The organism is Planosporangium thailandense, from assembly GCF_011947195.1.
Taxonomy (GTDB): Bacteria; Actinomycetota; Actinomycetes; order Mycobacteriales; family Micromonosporaceae; genus Planosporangium; species Planosporangium thailandense.
Window position 1 is genome coordinate 20814 of record NZ_JAATVY010000017.1, and the last position, 18513, is coordinate 39326.

General features: G+C 71.5%; 12 protein-coding genes and 1 riboswitch. Of the genes, 9 read left to right on the top strand and 3 right to left on the bottom strand.

Annotated elements, in window-relative coordinates:
• Positions 1–176 precede the first annotated feature (176 nt).
• The gene (locus HC031_RS21295) at positions 177–1754 is read left to right on the top strand and encodes a glycosyltransferase family 2 protein (protein ID WP_167927150.1); all 1578 of its coding nucleotides are present in this window, start codon (positions 177–179) and stop codon (positions 1752–1754) included.
• Positions 1755–1840: 86 nt separating this feature from the next.
• Here the strand turns inward: HC031_RS21295 and glpK (HC031_RS21300) are convergent, their stop codons facing one another.
• Both glpK (HC031_RS21300) and HC031_RS21305 read right to left on the bottom strand, forming a co-directional pair.
• Entirely contained in the window at positions 1841–3352 is a 1512-nt protein-coding gene (gene glpK, locus HC031_RS21300; RefSeq protein ID WP_167927151.1) for a glycerol kinase GlpK, read from the bottom strand.
• A gap of 33 nt (positions 3353–3385) precedes the next feature.
• The gene (locus HC031_RS21305) at positions 3386–4153 is read right to left on the bottom strand and encodes an IclR family transcriptional regulator domain-containing protein (RefSeq protein ID WP_167927152.1); all 768 of its coding nucleotides are present in this window, start codon (positions 4151–4153) and stop codon (positions 3386–3388) included.
• Positions 4154–4283: 130 nt separating this feature from the next.
• On the opposite strand from HC031_RS21305, the gene HC031_RS21310 reads away from it, so the two are divergent.
• From HC031_RS21310 to atzF, 8 genes are all read left to right on the top strand, one after another.
• Positions 4284–5117: an MIP/aquaporin family protein gene (locus tag HC031_RS21310; protein ID WP_167927153.1), complete on the top strand. Its 834-nt coding sequence runs from the start codon at positions 4284–4286 to the stop codon at positions 5115–5117.
• Positions 5118–5179: 62 nt separating this feature from the next.
• Positions 5180–6697, top strand: a complete 1518-nt coding sequence (gene glpK, locus HC031_RS21315) for a glycerol kinase GlpK (protein ID WP_167927154.1) — start codon at positions 5180–5182, stop codon at positions 6695–6697.
• A 79-nt stretch (positions 6698–6776) separates the two neighbouring features.
• Positions 6777–8492: a glycerol-3-phosphate dehydrogenase/oxidase gene (locus HC031_RS21320; RefSeq protein ID WP_167927155.1), complete on the top strand. Its 1716-nt coding sequence runs from the start codon at positions 6777–6779 to the stop codon at positions 8490–8492.
• 159 nt (positions 8493–8651) lie between these two features.
• Positions 8652–8768, top strand: a riboswitch (guanidine-I (ykkC/yxkD leader).
• A 52-nt stretch (positions 8769–8820) separates the two neighbouring features.
• The gene (locus HC031_RS21325) at positions 8821–10353 is read left to right on the top strand and encodes an amino acid permease (RefSeq protein ID WP_167927156.1); all 1533 of its coding nucleotides are present in this window, start codon (positions 8821–8823) and stop codon (positions 10351–10353) included.
• A complete protein-coding gene (locus tag HC031_RS21330) occupies positions 10350–11042 on the top strand; it encodes a DUF1989 domain-containing protein (protein WP_167927157.1) in 693 nt (230 codons plus the stop codon). The genes HC031_RS21325 and HC031_RS21330 overlap by 4 nt, the downstream gene beginning before the upstream one ends.
• Entirely contained in the window at positions 11039–11680 is a 642-nt protein-coding gene (locus tag HC031_RS21335) for an urea amidolyase associated protein UAAP2 (RefSeq protein WP_167927158.1), read from the top strand. Before HC031_RS21330 ends, HC031_RS21335 begins: the two co-directional genes overlap by 4 nt.
• Entirely contained in the window at positions 11677–13755 is a 2079-nt protein-coding gene (locus HC031_RS21340) for a 5-oxoprolinase/urea amidolyase family protein (protein ID WP_167927159.1), read from the top strand. Before HC031_RS21335 ends, HC031_RS21340 begins: the two co-directional genes overlap by 4 nt.
• The gene (gene atzF, locus HC031_RS21345) at positions 13752–15401 is read left to right on the top strand and encodes an allophanate hydrolase (protein ID WP_205863051.1); all 1650 of its coding nucleotides are present in this window, start codon (positions 13752–13754) and stop codon (positions 15399–15401) included. The genes HC031_RS21340 and atzF overlap by 4 nt, the downstream gene beginning before the upstream one ends.
• A 1-nt stretch (position 15402) precedes the next feature.
• On the opposite strand, the gene HC031_RS21350 is transcribed toward atzF, so the two are convergent.
• On the bottom strand, positions 15403–18495 hold the full coding sequence (locus tag HC031_RS21350; protein WP_167927160.1) for a discoidin domain-containing protein: 3093 nt from the start codon (positions 18493–18495) through the stop codon (positions 15403–15405).
• Positions 18496–18513: the final 18 nt, after the last annotated feature.

Genomic DNA, 18513 nt, shown 5'->3' on the forward strand with positions numbered 1-18513 from the left:
GCGCACCGCTATTCGCCCACCAACTCCGATCAAAAGAGTCGGGTGCCGAGCAAGCACGTCCTCAGCCAACGACCAGAAAGCAGGTATCCGCATGCGAAGAAACGCGTACCAATGCCCTCACCGGCCAACAGAAACCGTGGAAGACCGATACCCGCACCAGCTCCGAAAGGATTGGCGTGAAGAAGTCATCCCGCGTCTACGTGCTCATCCTGGGATTGTGGGCGGTGACCATTTCGCTCGCCGTGCCGGCCGTCGTCGAGCAGGTGGAGCTGGCCATGCACCGCCACTGGTACCTCGGCGCGCTGACCGCCGCCAGCGGGCTCTTCATCGCCTACTTCTGGCTCAACGGCGTCAAGGACATCGTGTACACCCTGTACTACCACCTGATCTATCGGCGCCGGACCGCTGACGTCCCACGGCGGGGCGCAGCGGCCGACCCGCCGCGCGTCGTGCTGGTCTACTGCACCTGCAACGACTTCTCCGCCGAGAGCCTGCGGGTCAGCATGCGCCAGCGGTATCCGAACTACGAGACCGTGATCCTGGACGACTCGCGGGACCCGCGGTACCTGGCCGAGATCGACCGGTTCGCCGCCGAGCACGGGATCCGGGTGGTCCGTCGCGCGGACCGGTCCGGCTTCAAGGCCGGCAACCTCAACAACTTCCTGCGCACCGCCGATTTCGACTACTTCGTGATCCTGGACAGCGACGAGATAATTCCCCCCGACTACATCGACCGCAGCCTGGACTACTTCGCGCATTACGGCAACGCCGGCATCGTACAGGCAAATCATGTCGCCACCCGCAACCGCAACCGGTTCATGCGCGTGTTCTCCATCGGGGTAGACTCTCATTGGATCGCCTACCAGAGCGTCAAGAACCAGCACGGGTTCCTCTCCCTACTCGGGCACGGCGCAATGGTCAGTCGTGAATGCTACCGGGCGGCCGGCGGATTCCCGCACGTGGTCGCGGAGGACCTTTGCTTCTCCATCGCGGCGCGCAATGCCGGATATTACACCGTCTTCGCACCGGACATCGAATGCGAGGAGGAGTACCCGGTCAACTACCTCGCCTTCAAGAAGCGCCACTCGAAATGGACCCAGGGCAACATGGAGTTCATCAAGAAATACACCTGGACCATTCAGCGCTCGGCCATGACCTGGTTCGAAAAGCTCGACATCTACCTGTTCACCTACAGCCTTCCGCTGACCGCGCTCTTCTCGCTGTACGTGGCGATCCACGTGGTCATCCTGCCGGCGCTGCACTACTCGGTGATCTATCCGCTCTGGATGCTCGCGCCGACCGTCGCGTTCCTGCTCGCACCCATGCTCAACGATGCGATCTTCCATTTCCGGCGGATGCGCAAGACCGCCCTGCTGTCGTACCTCGCGCACACGATCCTGCTCTACGGATCCATGTACTTCATCAGCCTGCGCTCGTCGATATCGTCGGCGTTCGGCAAGTCGACCTTCATCGTCACGCCCAAGGAGGACCACCGCACCAGCCTCCGCGAGGCCCTGCGGATCAACCGGGGCGAGATGGTGTTCGGGGTCGGTCTCGCCGCGACCGCGCTGGCGCTCACCGACAGCGTGTTGCCGGTGCTGCTGCTGGCGGTCCCGTCGGTGTTCTGCTTCTACCTGGCGCTCATGCACAACGCCACGCCCGCTTCGGGCGGACCGCTGCCTCCGCTCACCCACACGCCCGCCCCTGTCGATCGCGTGGCGATCGAGGAACCGGTGGGTGTCGGGGCCGAATAGGCCGCGCTGCTGATCTCGACTGGCTGCCGCCCGGCCGACCATGGGTAGGCCGGGCGGTTCGCGAGTCATCCAGCCAGCGCTGAAGATCACGCCAGCGGTTGTTTGATCCAGCCGAACGCGCGCTCCACGGCGCGCTGCCAGTTGTCGTACTCCTGCGCGCGCCGCTGCGGGTCCATGGCCGGCAGCCACTGGCCGGCGCGGTGCCAGTTCTGGCGCAGCCCCTCCAGATCCGGCCAGTAGCCCACGGCCAGGCCGGCGGCGTACGCCGCACCGAGGGAGACCGTCTCGGCGACCATCGGCCGTACGACCGGCACGTCGAGGACATCGGCGATGAACTGCATGAGCAGGTTGTCCGAGGTCATCCCACCGTCGACCTTGAGCGTACGCAGCGCCAACCCGGAGTCGGCGTTCATCGCGTCGACCACCTCGCGGGTCTGCCAGCCGGTCGCCTCCAGCACGGCGCGCGCCAGGTGGCCCTTGGTGATGTACGAGGTGAGGCCGACGATGACACCGCGGGCCTCGCTGCGCCAGTGCGGCGCGAACAGCCCGGAGAAGGCGGGCACGATATAGCACCCGCCGTTGTTGTCCACGCTGCGGGCGAGGGTCTCGATCTCCGGTGCGGTGCTGATGAGCTCCAGCCGGTCGCGGAACCACTGGACGAGGGAGCCGGCGATGGCGATCGGCCCTTCGAGGGCGTACACCGGCGCCTCGCCGTCGATCCGGTAGCCCACCGTGCTCAACAGGCCGTGGGTGGAGCGTACGAGCTCGCGGCCGGTGTTGAGGAGCAGGAAGCCGCCGGTGCCGTACGTGCACTTCGCCTCGCCGGGGGCGAAGCAGGTCTGCCCGAAGAGCGCCGCCTGCTGGTCGCCGAGCGCGGCGGCGATCTCCACGCCGGGCAGCACGGTGCGGGACGTGCCGTACACCTGCGCCGACGACCGGATCTCGGGCAGCATCGACGCCGGGATCCCGAAGAACGACAGCAGATAGGGGTCCCATTCGAGGGTCGTGATGTCCATCAGCATCGTGCGGCTGGCGTTGGTGACGTCGGTGATGTGGATGCCCCCCTCCGGGCCTCCGGTGAGGTTCCACACCAGCCAGGTCTCCATGGTGCCGAAAAGGACATCGCCGCGCTCGGCCCGTTCTCGCAGACCGGGTGTGTTGTCGAGCATCCACCGGATGCGCGGGCCGGAGAAGTACGTGGCGAGCGGCAGCCCGGACCGTTGCGACACGGCCTCGACGCCCGGGACGCGGGCAAGCTCGTCGACCAGCGAGTCGGTCCGGGTGTCCTGCCACACGATCGCGTTGCCGTACGGCACGCCGGTCCGCCGGTCCCAGAGCACGGTGGTCTCCCGCTGGTTGGCGATGCCGATGGCGGCGATCTGCTCGGGGCCGGCGCCCGCCTGCGCGACCGCGCGCGGCACGATCCGCTCCACGTTGCGCCAGATCTCGGTCGCGTCGTGCTCGACCCAGCCGGGTTTCGGAAAGTACTGCTGATGTTCGCGCTGGACCACGGAGACCAGTTGGCCGCGGCGGTCGAAGACGATGCACCGGGTGGAGGTGGTGCCCTGGTCAATGGAGACGACGTAGCGCTCGGGCATGGCTGTTCTCACTTCGAGCCGGAGGGGTGGAGGTCACCATCGCGCGGCTCCCAGGTCCCGGGAGACCGCGCGCGCGGCGTCGCGGACGTACGCGACGAGGGTCGGGTTGGGCTGGCCTTTGGTGTCGCAGATGCGCTCCACGGCGCCGGACACGCCGATGGCGCCGACCACGAGCCCGCCGTACCCCCGGATCGGCGCGGCGATGCCGGCCTCACCGACGGTCATCTCCTCGACCTCGGCACCCCAGCCGGCGTCCCGGACGGCGGCGAGCGCGCGGGCGAGCGCGCGGGGGTTGACGAGGGTACGGCGGCTGTAGGGCTCCAGTTCGCCCCGCAGGACGGTCGCCGCGGTGCTCGCGTCGTAGGCGAGCAGCACCTTTCCCAGCGCCGTCGCGTGCAGCGGCAGCAGTGCTCCGACGTCGAGGGTCTGCAGGCTGTCGTCGGGCCGGAACACGTGGTGCACGACGAGCACCTTGCCTTCCAGCAGCGTGCCGATCCGTACCGCCTCCCCGCTGCGGGCGGCGAGCGGGTCGGCCCAGTTGATCGAGCGTGATCGCAGTTCGTTGACGTCGAGGTAGCTGGTGCCCAGGTGCAGCAGCGCCGCGCCGAGCTGGTACTTGCCCGACGTCTTGTCCTGTTCGACGAAGCCGACCGCCTGCAGCGTGCGCAGGATCCCGTGCGCCGTGCCCTTCGGCAGGTCGAGCGAGCGCGCGATCTCCCCGACGCCGAGCCGACCGGCGCTGCTGGCGAGCAGCCGCAGGATCGCGGCTGCCCGCTCGATGGACTGAACCAGACCTGGCACGCGCCGGATGTTAACAACGTTCGATTGCTCGCAACAGTGTTCGACAATGCCGACCCCGGTTCGTTGACCCGCCTCCCGCGCGCTCCCTACCGTCGGCACCCACTGATGGACATCACATCGAGGAGGAAAAATGGCGTGGCTCAAGAGTCGGGGGCTCCTCGGCGAACTGGCGGCCGAGTTCGCCGGCACAATGATCTTGATTCTGTTCGGCGTCGGCGTCGTGGCGCAGGTCGTCGCCGGCGGCCTCGGCAACCACGACAGCATCAGCTGGGGCTGGGGGCTCGGCGTCGCGCTCGCGGTCTACGTCGCCGGCCGGATCAGCGGGGCGCACCTCAACCCCGCGGTCACGATCGCGCTGGCCGCCTTCAAAGGCTTCTCCTGGCGCAAGGTGCTCCCCTACTCCCTGGCGCAGACCGCGGGCGCGTTCGTCGCCGCGCTGCTGGTGCGCTGGAACTACAGCGAGGTGCTGTCCAAACTGGACCCAGGTCACACGGTCAAGACGCAGGGCGTGTTCTCCACGCTGCCGGGCAACGGGACCCTGCCGGTCGGGCAATGGGGCGCGTTAAGAGACCAGATCATCGGTACCGCGATCCTGCTGTTCGTCGTCATCGCCGTCACCGACCTGCGCAACACCGCGCCCGCCGCCAACCTGGCCCCGATCGTCGTCGGGCTGATCGTGGTCGCGATCGGCATGGCCTGGGGTACCGACGCCGGGTACGCGATCAACCCGGCCCGTGACTTCGGCCCGCGCCTGGCCTCATTCGTGACCGGTTACCACTCCGCCTTCCACGACCAGTACGGAGGGCTCTACTTCTGGGTGCCGATCGCCGGCCCGATCGTCGGCGGCCTCCTCGGCGCGGGCGCCTACGAGGCGCTCGTCGGCCGCTTCCTGCCCAAGGACGAAGCGGCGAACGTCCCGGCCGAACCCGCCGAACCCGGACGGGTTCCGGCCGAAGCCATCTGACCCGCCACACACATCGACCGACCCCCCAACGACCATCCCCCGAAAGGACTTGGAGGAATCGCATGGCTGACTTCGTCGGCGCGGTGGACCAGGGAACGACCAGCACCCGATTCATGATTTTCGACCACAACGGTAACGAGGTCGGCCGCCACCAGCTCGAACACGAGCAGATCCTGCCGCAGGCCGGCTGGGTGGAGCACAACCCGGTCGAGATCTGGGAGCGCACCTCGGCGGTCATCCGTACCGCGATGAACTCCCTCGGCCTGGACGCGTCCGACCTGGCCGCGCTCGGCATCACCAACCAGCGCGAGACCACCGTGGTGTGGAACCGGCGCACCGGCCGGCCCTACTACAACGCGATCGTCTGGCAGGACACCCGTACCGACCGGATCGCCTCCGCCCTGGACCGGGACGGCCGCGGCGACATCATCCGCCGCAAGGCGGGCCTGCCACCGGCCACCTACTTCTCCGGCGGAAAGATCCAGTGGATCCTGGAGAACGTCGACGGGGTCCGCGCGGCCGCCGAGAACGGTGACGCGATCTTCGGCAACACCGACACCTGGCTGCTGTGGAACCTCACCGGTGGACCCGACGGCGGCGTGCACGTCACCGACGTCACCAACGCCAGCCGGACCATGCTGATGGACCTGGAGACACTGGACTGGGACGACGAACTGCTGTCGCTCTTCAACATCCCACGGGCCATGCTGCCCGAGATCCGGCCGTCGTCGGACCCCACCCGCTACGGCGTGACCCTCGCCGGTGGCCCGCTCGGCGGCGAGGTGCCGCTCACCGCCGACCTCGGCGACCAGCAGGCCGCCACCGTCGGCCAGGTCTGCTTCACGCCCGGCGAAGCCAAGAACACGTACGGCACCGGCAACTTCATGCTGCTCAACACCGGCACCGACATCGTACGCTCCAAGCACGGACTGCTCACCACCGTCGCGTACCGGTTCGGCGACGAGGCGCCGGTGTACGCCCTCGAAGGCTCGATCGCGGTCACCGGGTCGGCGGTGCAGTGGCTGCGCGACCAGCTCGGCATCATCAGCGGCGCCGCCCAGAGCGAGGCCCTGGCCCGCCAGGTCGAGGACAACGGCGGCGTCTACTTCGTACCCGCCTTCTCCGGGCTGTTCGCCCCCTACTGGCGCTCCGACGCTCGCGGCGCCATCGTCGGCCTGTCCCGCTACAACACCAACGCCCACCTCGCCCGCGCCACCCTGGAATCGATCTGCTACCAGACCCGCGACGTCGCCGAGGCGATGGCCCAGGACTCGGGCGTCTCCCTGGACGTGCTCAAGGTGGACGGCGGCGTCACCGCCAACAGCCTGTGCATGCAGCTGCAGGCCGACATCCTCGGCGTCCCGGTCAGCCGCCCGGTCGTCGCCGAGACCACCGCGCTGGGCGCCGCCTACGCCGCCGGCCTCGCCGTCGGCTTCTGGAAGAACACCGACGAGCTGCGCGAGAACTGGAACGAACACCAGCGCTGGAGCCCCACGTGGTCACCGGAGCGCCGCGAAGACGGGTACGCCAAGTGGAAGAAGGCGGTCGGGCGCACCCTCGACTGGGTCGACGTCGGCTGACGCCAGGCGTCCCGACGCCTCACCAGGGCGGCCGGTGGGCATCCATCGGCCGCCCGTCCCGAAAAGGAGAGAAACAGCAATGCACTCCGCGACAATGTCCCCCCTGGCCCGCGAGCGGGCCCTGGCCGCCATGTCCGGCGGCCCGGAGCTCGACGTCGTGGTCGTCGGTGGCGGCGTCGTCGGCGCGGGCGCCGCGCTCGACGCCGCCACCCGAGGACTCTCCGTCGGCCTGGTCGAGGCCGCCGACTGGGCGAGCGGCACGTCCAGCCGCTCCAGCAAGCTGATCCACGGCGGGCTGCGGTACCTGGAGATGCTCGACTTCGGGCTGGTCCGGGAGGCCCTGCGGGAGCGGGGCCTGCTGCTGCAGCGCATCGCACCGCACCTGGTACACCCGGTGCCGTTCCTGTACCCGCTGCGCCACCGCGGCTGGGAACGGCTCTACGCCGGCGCCGGCGTGCTCCTGTACGACACGATGGGCGTCTCCAGCGGCCACTCCCGCGGTCTGCCCTGGCACCGGCACCTGACCCGCCGGGGCGCGCTGGAGGCCTGCCCGGCACTGCGCGGCGACGCCCTGGTCGGCGCCGTGCAGTACTACGACGCCCAGGTGGACGACGCCCGCTTCGTCACCTTCCTGGTCCGCTCGGCGATGGCGTACGGCGCGCACGCGGCGTCCCGGACCCCCGTCGTCGGCTTCCTCCGCGAGGGCGACCGGGTGACCGGCGTGCGGGTCCACGACCTGGAACACGACCGGGAGTTCGAGGTACGGGCCCGCCAGGTCATCAACGCCACCGGCGTGTGGACCGACGACACCCAGGCGCTGCTCGGCGAGCGGGGCCGGTTCAACGTACGCGCGTCGAAGGGCGTGCACCTGCTGGTACCGCGGGACCGCATCCAGTCGTCGACGGGCCTGATCACCCGTACCGCCAGCAGCGTGCTCTTCGTCATCCCGTGGGACCGGCACTGGATCATCGGCACCACGGACACCGACTGGCGGCTGGACAAGCGGCATCCGGCCGCGTCCAGTACCGACATCGACTACCTGCTCGAGCAGGTCAACCAGGTGCTCGTCACGCCGTTGACCCGGGACGACGTGCAGGGCGTGTACGTCGGCCTGCGCCCGCTGCTGTCCGGTGAGTCGGAGCTGACCTCCAAGCTGTCCCGCGAGCACACCGTCGCCAGCCCGGCACCGGGACTGGTGGTGGTCGCGGGCGGCAAGTACACCACGTACCGGGTCATGGCGCGCGACGCGGTCGACGCCGCCGCCAAGGGCCTCGACCGGGCGGTGCCGGCCTCGTGCACCGACGTCATACCGCTGCTGGGCGCCGAGGGGTTCACCGCGCTGTGGAACCGGCGCCGCACCCTCGCGGCCGACAGCGGCCTGCACGTGGCGCGGGTGGAGCACCTGCTGCACCGGTACGGCACCCTCACCGAGGAGGTGCTCGCGCTCGTCCGTAAGGAGCCCGGTATGGGCGAGCCGCTCGACGGCGCCGAGGACTACCTCCGGGCGGAGGTGGCGTACGCGGCGTCGCACGAGGACGCCCGGCACCTCGAGGACGTCCTCACCCGGCGCACCCGGATCTCCATCGAGACGCCCGACCGGGGCGCGGCCGCGGCCCGGCCCGCCGCGGAGCTCATGGCCGCTGTCATCGGGTGGGGAGACGACCGGATCGACCACGAGGTCGAGCACTACCTGCAGCGGGTGCGGGCCGAGCGGGCCTCGCAGGAGCAGGACGACGACGAGGCCGCCGACGCGGCCCGGCTGACCGGCCCGGAGCTGGCACCGCTGGGCGGGTAGCCGATACGCCGATGTGCACCCGCCGTCGGCGCGGGTGCACATCCATTGGCGTTACCCCGACGCAACACGCTCAGGTGAGCGGACACAAGCTCGTCATTGAACCGACCTCGTCGTGACACTCCGGTGCCGTTGACTTTCAGACGACCCGCAGCAGGTTCTGCGGGGCGCGTCTAGGGTTCCGCCGCCGGTTTCGGCGGGTCTGGTCCGAGAGACGCAGGCGGGGACCGGCTGTCGTCGGCCGTCCCCGTCCCACGGCGGGAGAAAAGCCCGGGAGGCCAACAGCGGCCCGGGCCGTGCGGTGTCCGGGCCCCGCACGGAAGGGCCAGACATGACGGCGCTCGCGGATCCACCCCACACCGCCCCGGACGTCGCTGACGCCAGCGACCTTCAGAGGTTCGGCTACCGGCCACAACTGCAGCGCAGCATCGGCACCTACGGGTCGTTCGCGGCCGGATTCTCCTTCGTGTCGATCCTGACCACGGTCTTCCAGCTCTTCAGCTTCGGTTTCGGGTTCGGCGGGCCGGCGTTCTTCTGGACCTGGCCCCTGGTCTTCGGCGGCCAGCTCCTCGTCGCGCTGTGCTTCGCCGAACTGGCCGCGAAGCTGCCCATCTCCGGCTGCATCTACCAGTGGTCCACCCGGCTCGGCGGCGCCCTGTGGGGCTGGACGGCGGGCTGGCTGATGCTCGTCGCCCAGGTCGTGACCGTCGCCGCCGCGGCGATCGCCATGCAGGTCGTCCTACCGTCCATCTGGGACGGTTTCCAGCTCGTGGCCGACCCCACCGCGAACGCCGTCCTCCTCGGCAGCGCCCTGCTGATCGCCACCACGCTGATCAACGCGGTCGGCGTGCGGACCATGTCGGTGATAAACAGCGTCGGCGTCACCTGCGAGCTCGCCGGCGTCGTGCTGCTCTGCGTCGCGCTGTTCGGGCACGCCGAGCGCGGCCCGGGTGTGGTGCTGCATCCCGGTCCCGGAGCCGGGCACGGCACCACCTACCTCTGGTCGTTCGCCATCTCCGGGCTGATGGCCGCTTACGTCCTGGTCGGCTTCGACAGCGCCGGTGAGCTGTCGGAGGAGACGAAGAGCCCGCGGCGGACGGCGCCGCGTACGATCCTGCGGGCGCTGGTCGTCTCCGGCATCGGCGGCGCGCTGATGCTCCTGGCCACCCTGATGGCGGCCCCGAGCGTGACCGACGGCGCGCTCGGCGACCCGGCCCGCGGTCTGCCGTACGTGCTGACCAGCCGGCTCGGCGGCACGCTGGGCCGGGTCTTCCTGGTGGACGTCGCCATCGCGGTCACCGTCTGCACGCTGGCCATCCAGACCGCCACGACCAGGATGATGTTCTCGATGGCCCGGGACCGGGTGCTGCCGTTCTCGACGGCGCTGTCCCGGGTCAACCCCCGGACCCGGACGCCGATCCTGCCGGCCGTCGTCGTCGGCGTGCTCGCCGTCGGCCTGCTCGTGCTCAACGTCGGCAACGCCGCTGTCTTCCTGGCGCTGTCGAGCGTCTGCATCATGCTGCTCTACCTGGCCTACCTCATGGTGACCGCGCCGCTGCTGCTCGCGCGCCTGCGGGGCCGCTGGTCGCGTACCCACGGCCTGTTCTGCCTCGGCCGGTGGGGGCTGCCGGTCAACGCGGTGGCGGTGGTGTGGGGAATCGGGATGGCGGTCAACCTCGCCTGGCCGCGGGCGAAGGTGTTCGGGGCCGACTGGTACCTCCGGTTCTTCCCGGAGCTCGTCCTGGCCGGCGCGGTGGGCGTGGGCGCGGTCGCCTACGCGACGCGGCGGTCGGAGGTACGCGGGGGCGCCGCCGGGCGGCAGGGCGCTCCGTTCGGCGCGCTTGCCGTGGAGGTGACGGAGTGATCCTCAGCCATGACATCCCCGCCGCGTCGTACTGGTCGGTGCGGCTGCGTACCGGACGGCTGCTGCGCCTTACCGCGCTCGACGACGGCGCCGTCTGCTCGGCCCTGATCTTCGCCGCGTCCGATCCGGTGGACCGCCTGAACGTCCCGGACACGCTCAAGGCGCAGCTGAGCGCGCGGATCCGGCCGCCGATGGTCCTGATGTCCGATCGGGGCACCGCCCTGTGCTCGGTCACCGGATCGTCGCTCGACTGGCACGACTGCCTCACCGGCCACTCGCTCGACGGGCACGCCGAGGCGGCCGGGCGATCGTCGAACGCGACCGACCGCAACGACTGGCGCCGGTCTGCGCGGTACGGGTTGCTGAGCGAACTACGCAAGCACGGCCGCGGCCCGACGGACCTGCACGGCTGCGTCAACTTCTTCGCAAAGGTGGCGATCGGCGACGACGGGCGGCTCGCGTACGACCCCCGGCACGCGACCGCCGGTGACTGGGTCACGCTACGGGCCGAGCAGGAGCTCCTGTTCGTCTGCTCCACGGCGCCGCACCCGATGAGCCCGACCTGGGCACCCGGCGCGGTCCGCGCCGAGGTCCACGTCGGCACGCGGTACGGACCCGACGATCCGTCGGTCACCTTCCGTCCCGAGAGCGCCCGCGCGCTCGCCGCGGCGAAGGCGGTGACGACGTGACGGTCCTCATCGAGAGCCCGCTGCGGCCACCGGCCGCCGTCCTCGACCGCACCGTCGCAGCCGGGGACGGCTACGTCGGGCGGATCCCCGCCGGCGGGTCGCTGCGCATCGTCGACCTGCACGGCAACCAGGCCGTCGACACGCTGTTCTACGACGCGGGCAACCTCGCCAACCGGTACAGCGCTTTCGACACCATCCGGGAGCAGGGCTCGGCCTACCTGACCACCGGGTCCCGGCTGCTCTCGGTCGACCTCGACCCCCTGGTCACGATCACCGCCGACACCTGCGGCCGCCACGACACGCTGGGCGGGGCCTGCGCGCAGGAGTCGAACGTCGTCCGGTACGGGATGCACACCCGACACCAGCACGCCTGCCGGGAGACGTTCCTGCGGTACGGAGCCGAGGTGGGCATCGGCGCCCGCGACCTGGGCCACAACGTCAACTTCTTCATGAACGTCCCGCTCACGCCCGACGGCGGCCTCACCTTCGCCAATGGGGTGTCGGCACCCGGCGCGTACGTGGAGGTCCGCGCCGAGCGCGACGTCGTCGTCCTCATCAGCAACTGTCCACAGGTGAACAACCCGTGCAACGGCTGGGACCCGACCCCGGTCCGGCTGCTGGGCTGGTGGTCGGCGTGAGCGCGGTCGATGGCGCCGTCCGGACCGGTACCGTCGAGATCCTCAGCCCCGGCCTGCAGACGAGCGTCCAGGACCTGGCGGGCCGCGGCGGCCGGTGGGACGTCGGCGTGCCGCCGTCCGGGGCCTGGGACGACCTGTCCTTCGCGCTGGCCAACCGGGCCGTCGGCAACCCGCGCGACGCCGCCGGGCTGGAAGCGGTGCTGACCGGCCCCGCGCTGCGCTTCGGCCGGCGGACCCTGATCTGCCTGGCCGGCGCGGTCGGCGCGGCGACGCTCGACGGCCGGCCGGTCCGCGCCGGCGTGGTGACCGTCGCCCCGGCCGACAGCGTGCTCGACATGGGCGCCTGCGGAGCGCCGGGGATGCGGGGGTACCTCGCCGTCGCCGGTGGCGTCACCGTCCCCGCCGTGCTCGGCAGCCGTTCGACGTTCCTGCTCGGCGGCTTCGGCGGCCTGCACGGCCGCGCGCTCACCGCCGGCGACACGCTACCGCTCGGCCGGATCGAGAACCTCGACGCGCCGCTGGACGTCGCGCCGCTGCTGCCGGCGCTGACCCGGGCGTGGACGCTGCGGGTCCTGCCCGGCCCGCACGGCGAGCCCGAGTACCTCACCGCGGACGGTGCGGCGGCGCTGTTCGGCACGGCCTGGACGGTCGACCACCGGGCCGACCGTACCGGCATCCGGCTGGTCGGTCCCGCTCCCGAGTGGGCGCGCACCGACGGCGGCGAGGCCGGCCTGCACCCGTCCAACATCCACGACAGCGCCTACCCGGTCGGCGGCATCATGCTCTCCGGCGACACCCCGGTCATCGTCGGGCCGGACGGGCCGAGCCTCGGTGGGTTCGTCGTCCCGGGCGTCGTGATCCGGGCCGACCGGTGGATGCTCGCCCAACTGCGACCGGGTGACACCGTCCGCCTGCGGCCCGTCGGCCCCGACACGGCGGACCGGGCGAACGCCGAACGGACAGCGCTGCTCACGGATCCCGCGACCGCGGTCGCCCGCGCGTTCGCCGCCGCGCTGGGCGACGTACCGCCGGCCGCCGCTGCGCCACCCGGCTCTTCTCCGCCGCCCGCCGCCGCTGCGCCACCCGGCTCTTCTCCGCCGCCAGGCGCGACGGCGGTCCCGGCGCTGGCCGAGCTGCCCGGCGACGGTCCGCGGCCGCGCCTGGTCATCCGCCGGGCCGGCGACCACCACGTGCTCGTCGAGGCCGGCGCGTGCGAGCTCGACCTGCGCGTACGGGTGTGGGTGCACCTGCTCGCCGAGCGCCTGCGCGCGCTGCGGCTACCCGCGGTGCGTGAACTGGTCGAGGGGGTCCGGTCGATGCTGGTCCAGGTCGACGAGCGCGCGCTGCCGCTGCCGACGCTGGCCCGCCTCCTCGCCGGCCTGGCCACGCGGCTTCCCGACCCCGAGAGCGTCACCCTCGACGTCCGGGAGGTGACCCTCCCCCTCGCGTTCGACCACCCCGCCACGCACGAGGCGATGGCCCGCTATGCCCGATCGGTGCGCCCCGACGCGCCGTGGTGCCCGGACAACGTCGAGTTCATCCGGCGCGTCAACGACCTCGACCGGCGGGAGGAGGTGTTCGACATCGTCACCTCGGCGACCTACCTGGTCGTCGGCCTCGGTGACGTGTACCTGGGCGCGCCGGTCGCCGTACCCATCGATCCCCGCCACCGCCTCGTGACCACCAAGTACGACCCCGCACGGACCTGGACACCACAGAACGCCGTCGGCATCGGCGGCGTGTACCTGTGCGTCTACGGCATGGAAGGCCCCGGCGGCTACCAACTGGTCGGACGGACCGTACCGGTCTGGCGGCACGTCCCCGCGTCGGCCGAGCCGCCGTGGCTGCTGCGCCAGTTCGACCGGCTGCGCTTCGTCCCGGTCTCCGCGCACGAGCTGGCCGAGCGGCGGGCCGCCATCAAAGCCGGCACGGCCGACCTCGACGTGCGACCGGCCACGTTCTCCCTCGCCGAGATCCGCGCGCTGGAAGCCGCGAACGCCGGCGAGATCGCCGCCCTCCGGAGCCGGCGCCGCGCCGCCTTCGAGGCCGAACGCACGCGTTGGAGCACCCGATGAAACTCCATCTGTCCGCGGTGCTGGATGCCGCCGCCGATCTCCACCAGCCCGCCTTCATCCGACACCTGAGTCCACAGGAGATCGACGCGCTGCGGCCGGCCGCCGACGGGCCGCTGGCGGGAGTGCCGTTCGCGGTCAAGGACAACATCGACGTCGCCGGCGTACCGACCACAGCCGCGTGCCCTGCCCTCACCGCGCCGGCCGCGCGCTCATCGGCGGCCGTGCGGCGCCTGCTCGACGCCGGCGCCGCCCCGATCGGCAAGACCAACCTCGACCAGTTCGCCACCGGCCTGGTCGGCACCCGGTCCCCGTACGGCGCCTGCTCCAGCGTCTTCTCCGCCGACCACGTCAGCGGCGGCAGCAGCTCCGGCAGCGCGGTGGCGGTCGCCGCCGGCGTCGTCCCGCTGGCGCTCGGCACCGACACCGCGGGCAGCGGTCGGGTACCGGCCGCGTTCAACGGCCTGGTGGGTGTGAAGCCGACCCGCGGCCTGGTACCGACCCGCGGCGTGCTGCCGGCCTGCCCGTCGCTGGACTGCGTCACGACGCTCACCCGCACCGTCGCGCTGGCACGCACCGCGTTCGCGGCGCTGGCCGGCCCGGACGCGGACGACCCCTGGTCCCGGGCGATGCCCGCGCTACCACCGCCGGGGGTCGCCCGCACGATGCGCGTCATCGCCGTACCGGACGGGCCGCTCGACCTCGACCCGCCGCACGCCGCGGCCTGGCAGGCGGCCCAGGCGTTCGCGGCGTCCGTCGCGCGGCTCGTGCCCGTCGACGTGTCGGCGTTCCTCGAGGCGGCGCGGCTGCTGTACGGTCCGTTCGTCGCCGAGCGGCTCGCTGCCTTCGGGCGGCTGCTCGAACCGGACGGGCCGCATCTCGATGCGGTCGTACGGCGCATCGTCCACGGGGCCGCCACCGTCACCGGCGCGGACGTCTTCCGTGGCCAGCAGCGGCTCGCCGAGCTGCGCGCCGCCGCGCTGCGGGTGTTCGTGGGCGCGGACGCGCTGATGCTGCCGGTCACCCCCGGCCACCCGACGCTGGCGGAGGTCGCGGCGGATCCGATCGGGGTGAACGCCCGCCTCGGCACGTACACCAACATGGTCAACCTCCTCGACCTCTGCGCCGTGGCGGTCCCCGCCGGGCACCGCGACGACGGCCTGCCGTTCGGTGTCCAGCTGATCGCCCCCGCGTTCGCCGACGGTCCGCTGCTCGACCTGGCGGCCCGCTGGCTCGGCGAACCGGTGCGGCCGCCGGCCGTGCGCAGCCTGCTCGCCGTCGCCGGCGCCCACCTCACCGGCGAGCCGCTCAACGACCAGCTGGTCGCGCTCGGCGGTCGGCTGCATGCCCGCGCGCGTACCGCCGGCGGGTACCGGATGTACCGCGTCGAGGGGCCGGTCCCCCGCCCCGGCCTCGTCCGCGCCGCCAGCGGGCCGGCGACCGGCCTGGAGGTCGAGATCTGGGACCTGCCGGCCGCCGGCGTCGGTGAGCTGCTGGCCACCGTCGCCCCGCCGCTCGCGCTCGGCGCGGTCGACCTGGACGACGGCGGCGTCGTGCCCGGTTTCCTCACCGACCCGACCGGGGTGGACGCCGGCGCCGACATCACCGCGTACGGCGGCTGGCGTCACTACCCCGGCCGGTACGGCTGAGCTAAGGCCAGCCCTGGAGACCCGCACCGTACGGGTACAGCGGGTTTCCGTATGTCGTCGGCACCGGCTGGCCGGCGTCGATGTGCGCCCGGATGTCGGCGCGCTCGACGTCGCTGGCGCCCAGGTCGTACGGCAGGTCCCAGTGCTCGACCGCGTCGCCCGGCACGTCGGCGCCGCCCGGCCGGAGGATCTGGTCCAGGCTGCGGGGCAGTTGCCAGGGCAGCGTGCCGTGCGGGGCGTAGTCGCCGAAGAGCAGGCTGGCCGCCGCCGGCCCCATCTCCTCACCGCCGCGGTAGGTGACCACGACGGCGTCGGCCAGGCCGTTCCACTCGGTGATGACGTACGGGCGCGGCAGGACCAGGATCACCACCACGGGAATCCCCTGGTTCTTGAAGCTCTGGATGGTCGTGAGCTGATCGGGCGGCAGGTAGGGCTGTTCCTTGGTCCAGTTGGTGGCGTGGGTGTAGGAGGACTCCCCCACGGCCACGACGGCGAGCTTGGGTGACGGGCCGGAGCCGGAGTAGACGTTCACGCCGGCGGTGGCCGCCCTCGCCCTGATCGCGTCGAGGAGGTCCAGGGAGCCGTACTCCGAGTGGAAGTAGCTGGTCCAGACGCAGCACGAGTTGGGGTCGGTGGCGCGCGGGCCGGCCACCACGATGTTGTCCCCGGCCGTGAGCTTGAGCGGGAGGATGCCGTCGTTCTTCAGCAGCGTCAGCGACTCCCGCTCGGCCTGGTTGGCCAGCGCGGTATACGACGGCTGGTGCCACCGGTACGGGCCGTTGACCGGGTCGCCGTACGGGTTCTCGAACAGGCCGAGGGCGAACTTCAGCCGCAGCACCCGGCGGACCGCGTCGTCGATGCGGCTGGCCGGCACGTGTGCGAGGAACGTGGTCAGTGAGAAGCCCGCCGCGCCCGGATCGGCCCCGCCCATCACGTCGGAGCCGGCGTTCGCGGCGTCGATCCACGGCTGGCCGGACGGCAGCCAGTCGGTGGTGATGAGGCCGGTGTAGCCCAGGTTCTGCCGCAGGTAGGCGAGGATCTTGGCGCTGTCGCCGGCGCCGGGGCCACCCGGGTCGAGGTACGAACTGCCGGCGTAGCCGGGCATGATGTTGACGGCGCCAGCCTCCATGGCGGCGCGGAACGGGATCATGTGGTACTTGATGGTCACCGCGTCGTACGTGATGCCGGCCTCGCCGCCGGCGCCCTCGCCCGGCCAGTGCTTCACGGTCGCCAGTACCGAGTGCGGATTCAGCTCCGGGCCGCCCTGCAGCCCGGACACCAGCGCGCGCACCTGCGCGGCGGCGACGTCGGCGTTCTCGCCGTTGCCCTCCTGGATGCGGGGGTAGAGCACCTTGGTGCCGACCTCGGCGAGCGGCCCGAGCACGCCGCGGGTGCCGACCTCCAACTCCTCCTTGCGCTGCATGTCGCCCAGCTTGTAGTCGAGTGCGTAGTCCCTGCCGGCGGCCAGCGCGCTCTGTGTCGGGTAGGTGGTCTGGTAGCCGTGGATGGTGTCGCCCGCCGAGATGAACGGAATGCCCAGCCGGGTGCCGGCGGCGGCGAGCAGGTAGCCGTTGAGATCCTGCGGCTGCGCCGGCCCGAAATGCCAACCCGCCCGCGGGTACGTCTGGGCGTTGTAGAACATCTGGTAGGCCTTCTCCTGCGCCGTCATCCGGCCGAGCAGGTCGTTAACGCGGGTGTCGATCGGCTGGCGCCAGTCTTCGTACGGCTCGATGACGCCGTCCTTGTTGAGGTCCCGCATACCGCTGATGACCGGCACCCCGTCGGCGACGGTACTGACGGTGGGCAGGTACAGGCTGAACGTGCGGATGGCCGACGTCGTGGTCGCGCCCGACCCGCTCACCGCCGCGACGTACCACTTGTACGTCCAGCGGTCGGGCAGGTCCCAGGTCGGCGTGTAGCTGGTGCCGGTCTGCTCGGCCACCTTGGTGTACAGGTCGATCAGGTTGCCGGAGGCGGTGAAGTCGTAGTCGGTCCGGCTGATGTTGATCCAGACCTGGTAGCGCGCGGCGCCGCCGACGGCCGTCCAGGCGAGGGTGGGCCGTCGGGTGTCGGTGACCATGGCACCGTCGGCGGGTGCGGAGAGGGCGAACTGCCCGGTCGTCGCCGGTGGCCGGGTGGGCCCGGACAGCATCGGCGGGGTGGCCGACGAGGTGTCGACGCTGCCATGGACCTCGAACTCCCACAGCGAGTACCCGTAGCCGGTGGCCCGGGCCGTGCCGTACAGGCGGACGTACCGGCCGGTGGCGGTGAGGTTCAGTGTCTCGGTGCCGCCCTTCCCGGTGGTGGTGGAGTAGACCGTCGACCAGGTTGCCGCGTCGTCGGAGACGTCGACGTGGTAGGCGGTGGCGTAGGCGGCCTCCCAGGTGAGCACCACGCCGGTGATCGTGGCGGGACCGCCCAGGTCCACGGATATCCACTGTGGATCGCCGGCTGCGCTCTCCCACCGGGTGGTGGTCCGGCCGTCGAACGCCGCCGCGGGCGCGTTGCCGCCCACGTACGACGACGCCTGGACCGGCTGGAACTGCGAGATGACCGGCGCCGAGCCACCGCTTGTGCCGTAGACCTGGAACTCCCACAGGGAGTACCCGTAGCCGGTGGCGCGGGCCGTGCCGTACATCCGCACGTACCGGCCGGCGCCGGTGACGTCGAGGGTCTGGGTCCCGCCCGTGCCGGTGGTGGAGTAGATGGTGGTCCACGTGGTGGCGTCGGCCGACACCTGGACCTGGAACGCGGCGGCGTACGCCGTCTCCCAGTCGAGCACGACCTGGCTGACGTCCGCGGTCGCACCCAGATCCACCTGTAGCCACTGCGGATCGGAGAACTGGCTCGACCAGCGGGTACCGGGGTCGCCGTCCACCGCGGCCGCGGCCGGGAACGCCCCGGACTCGGTGGACGAGGCGGTCGCCGGCTTGTTCCGGGATAGCAGCGTCGTGCCGGCCACGGTCACCGGCGGAGCGACGGCGGCCGCCGGTTTCGGGACGACGACGGCGACGCCCGTGACGAGGGCGGCGGCGACCGCGACGGCGACCACGGGCCGGCGTCGGCGGAGGGTGGGGCTGAGCCGGAGTCTCATGTCATCTCCTCAGGCCGG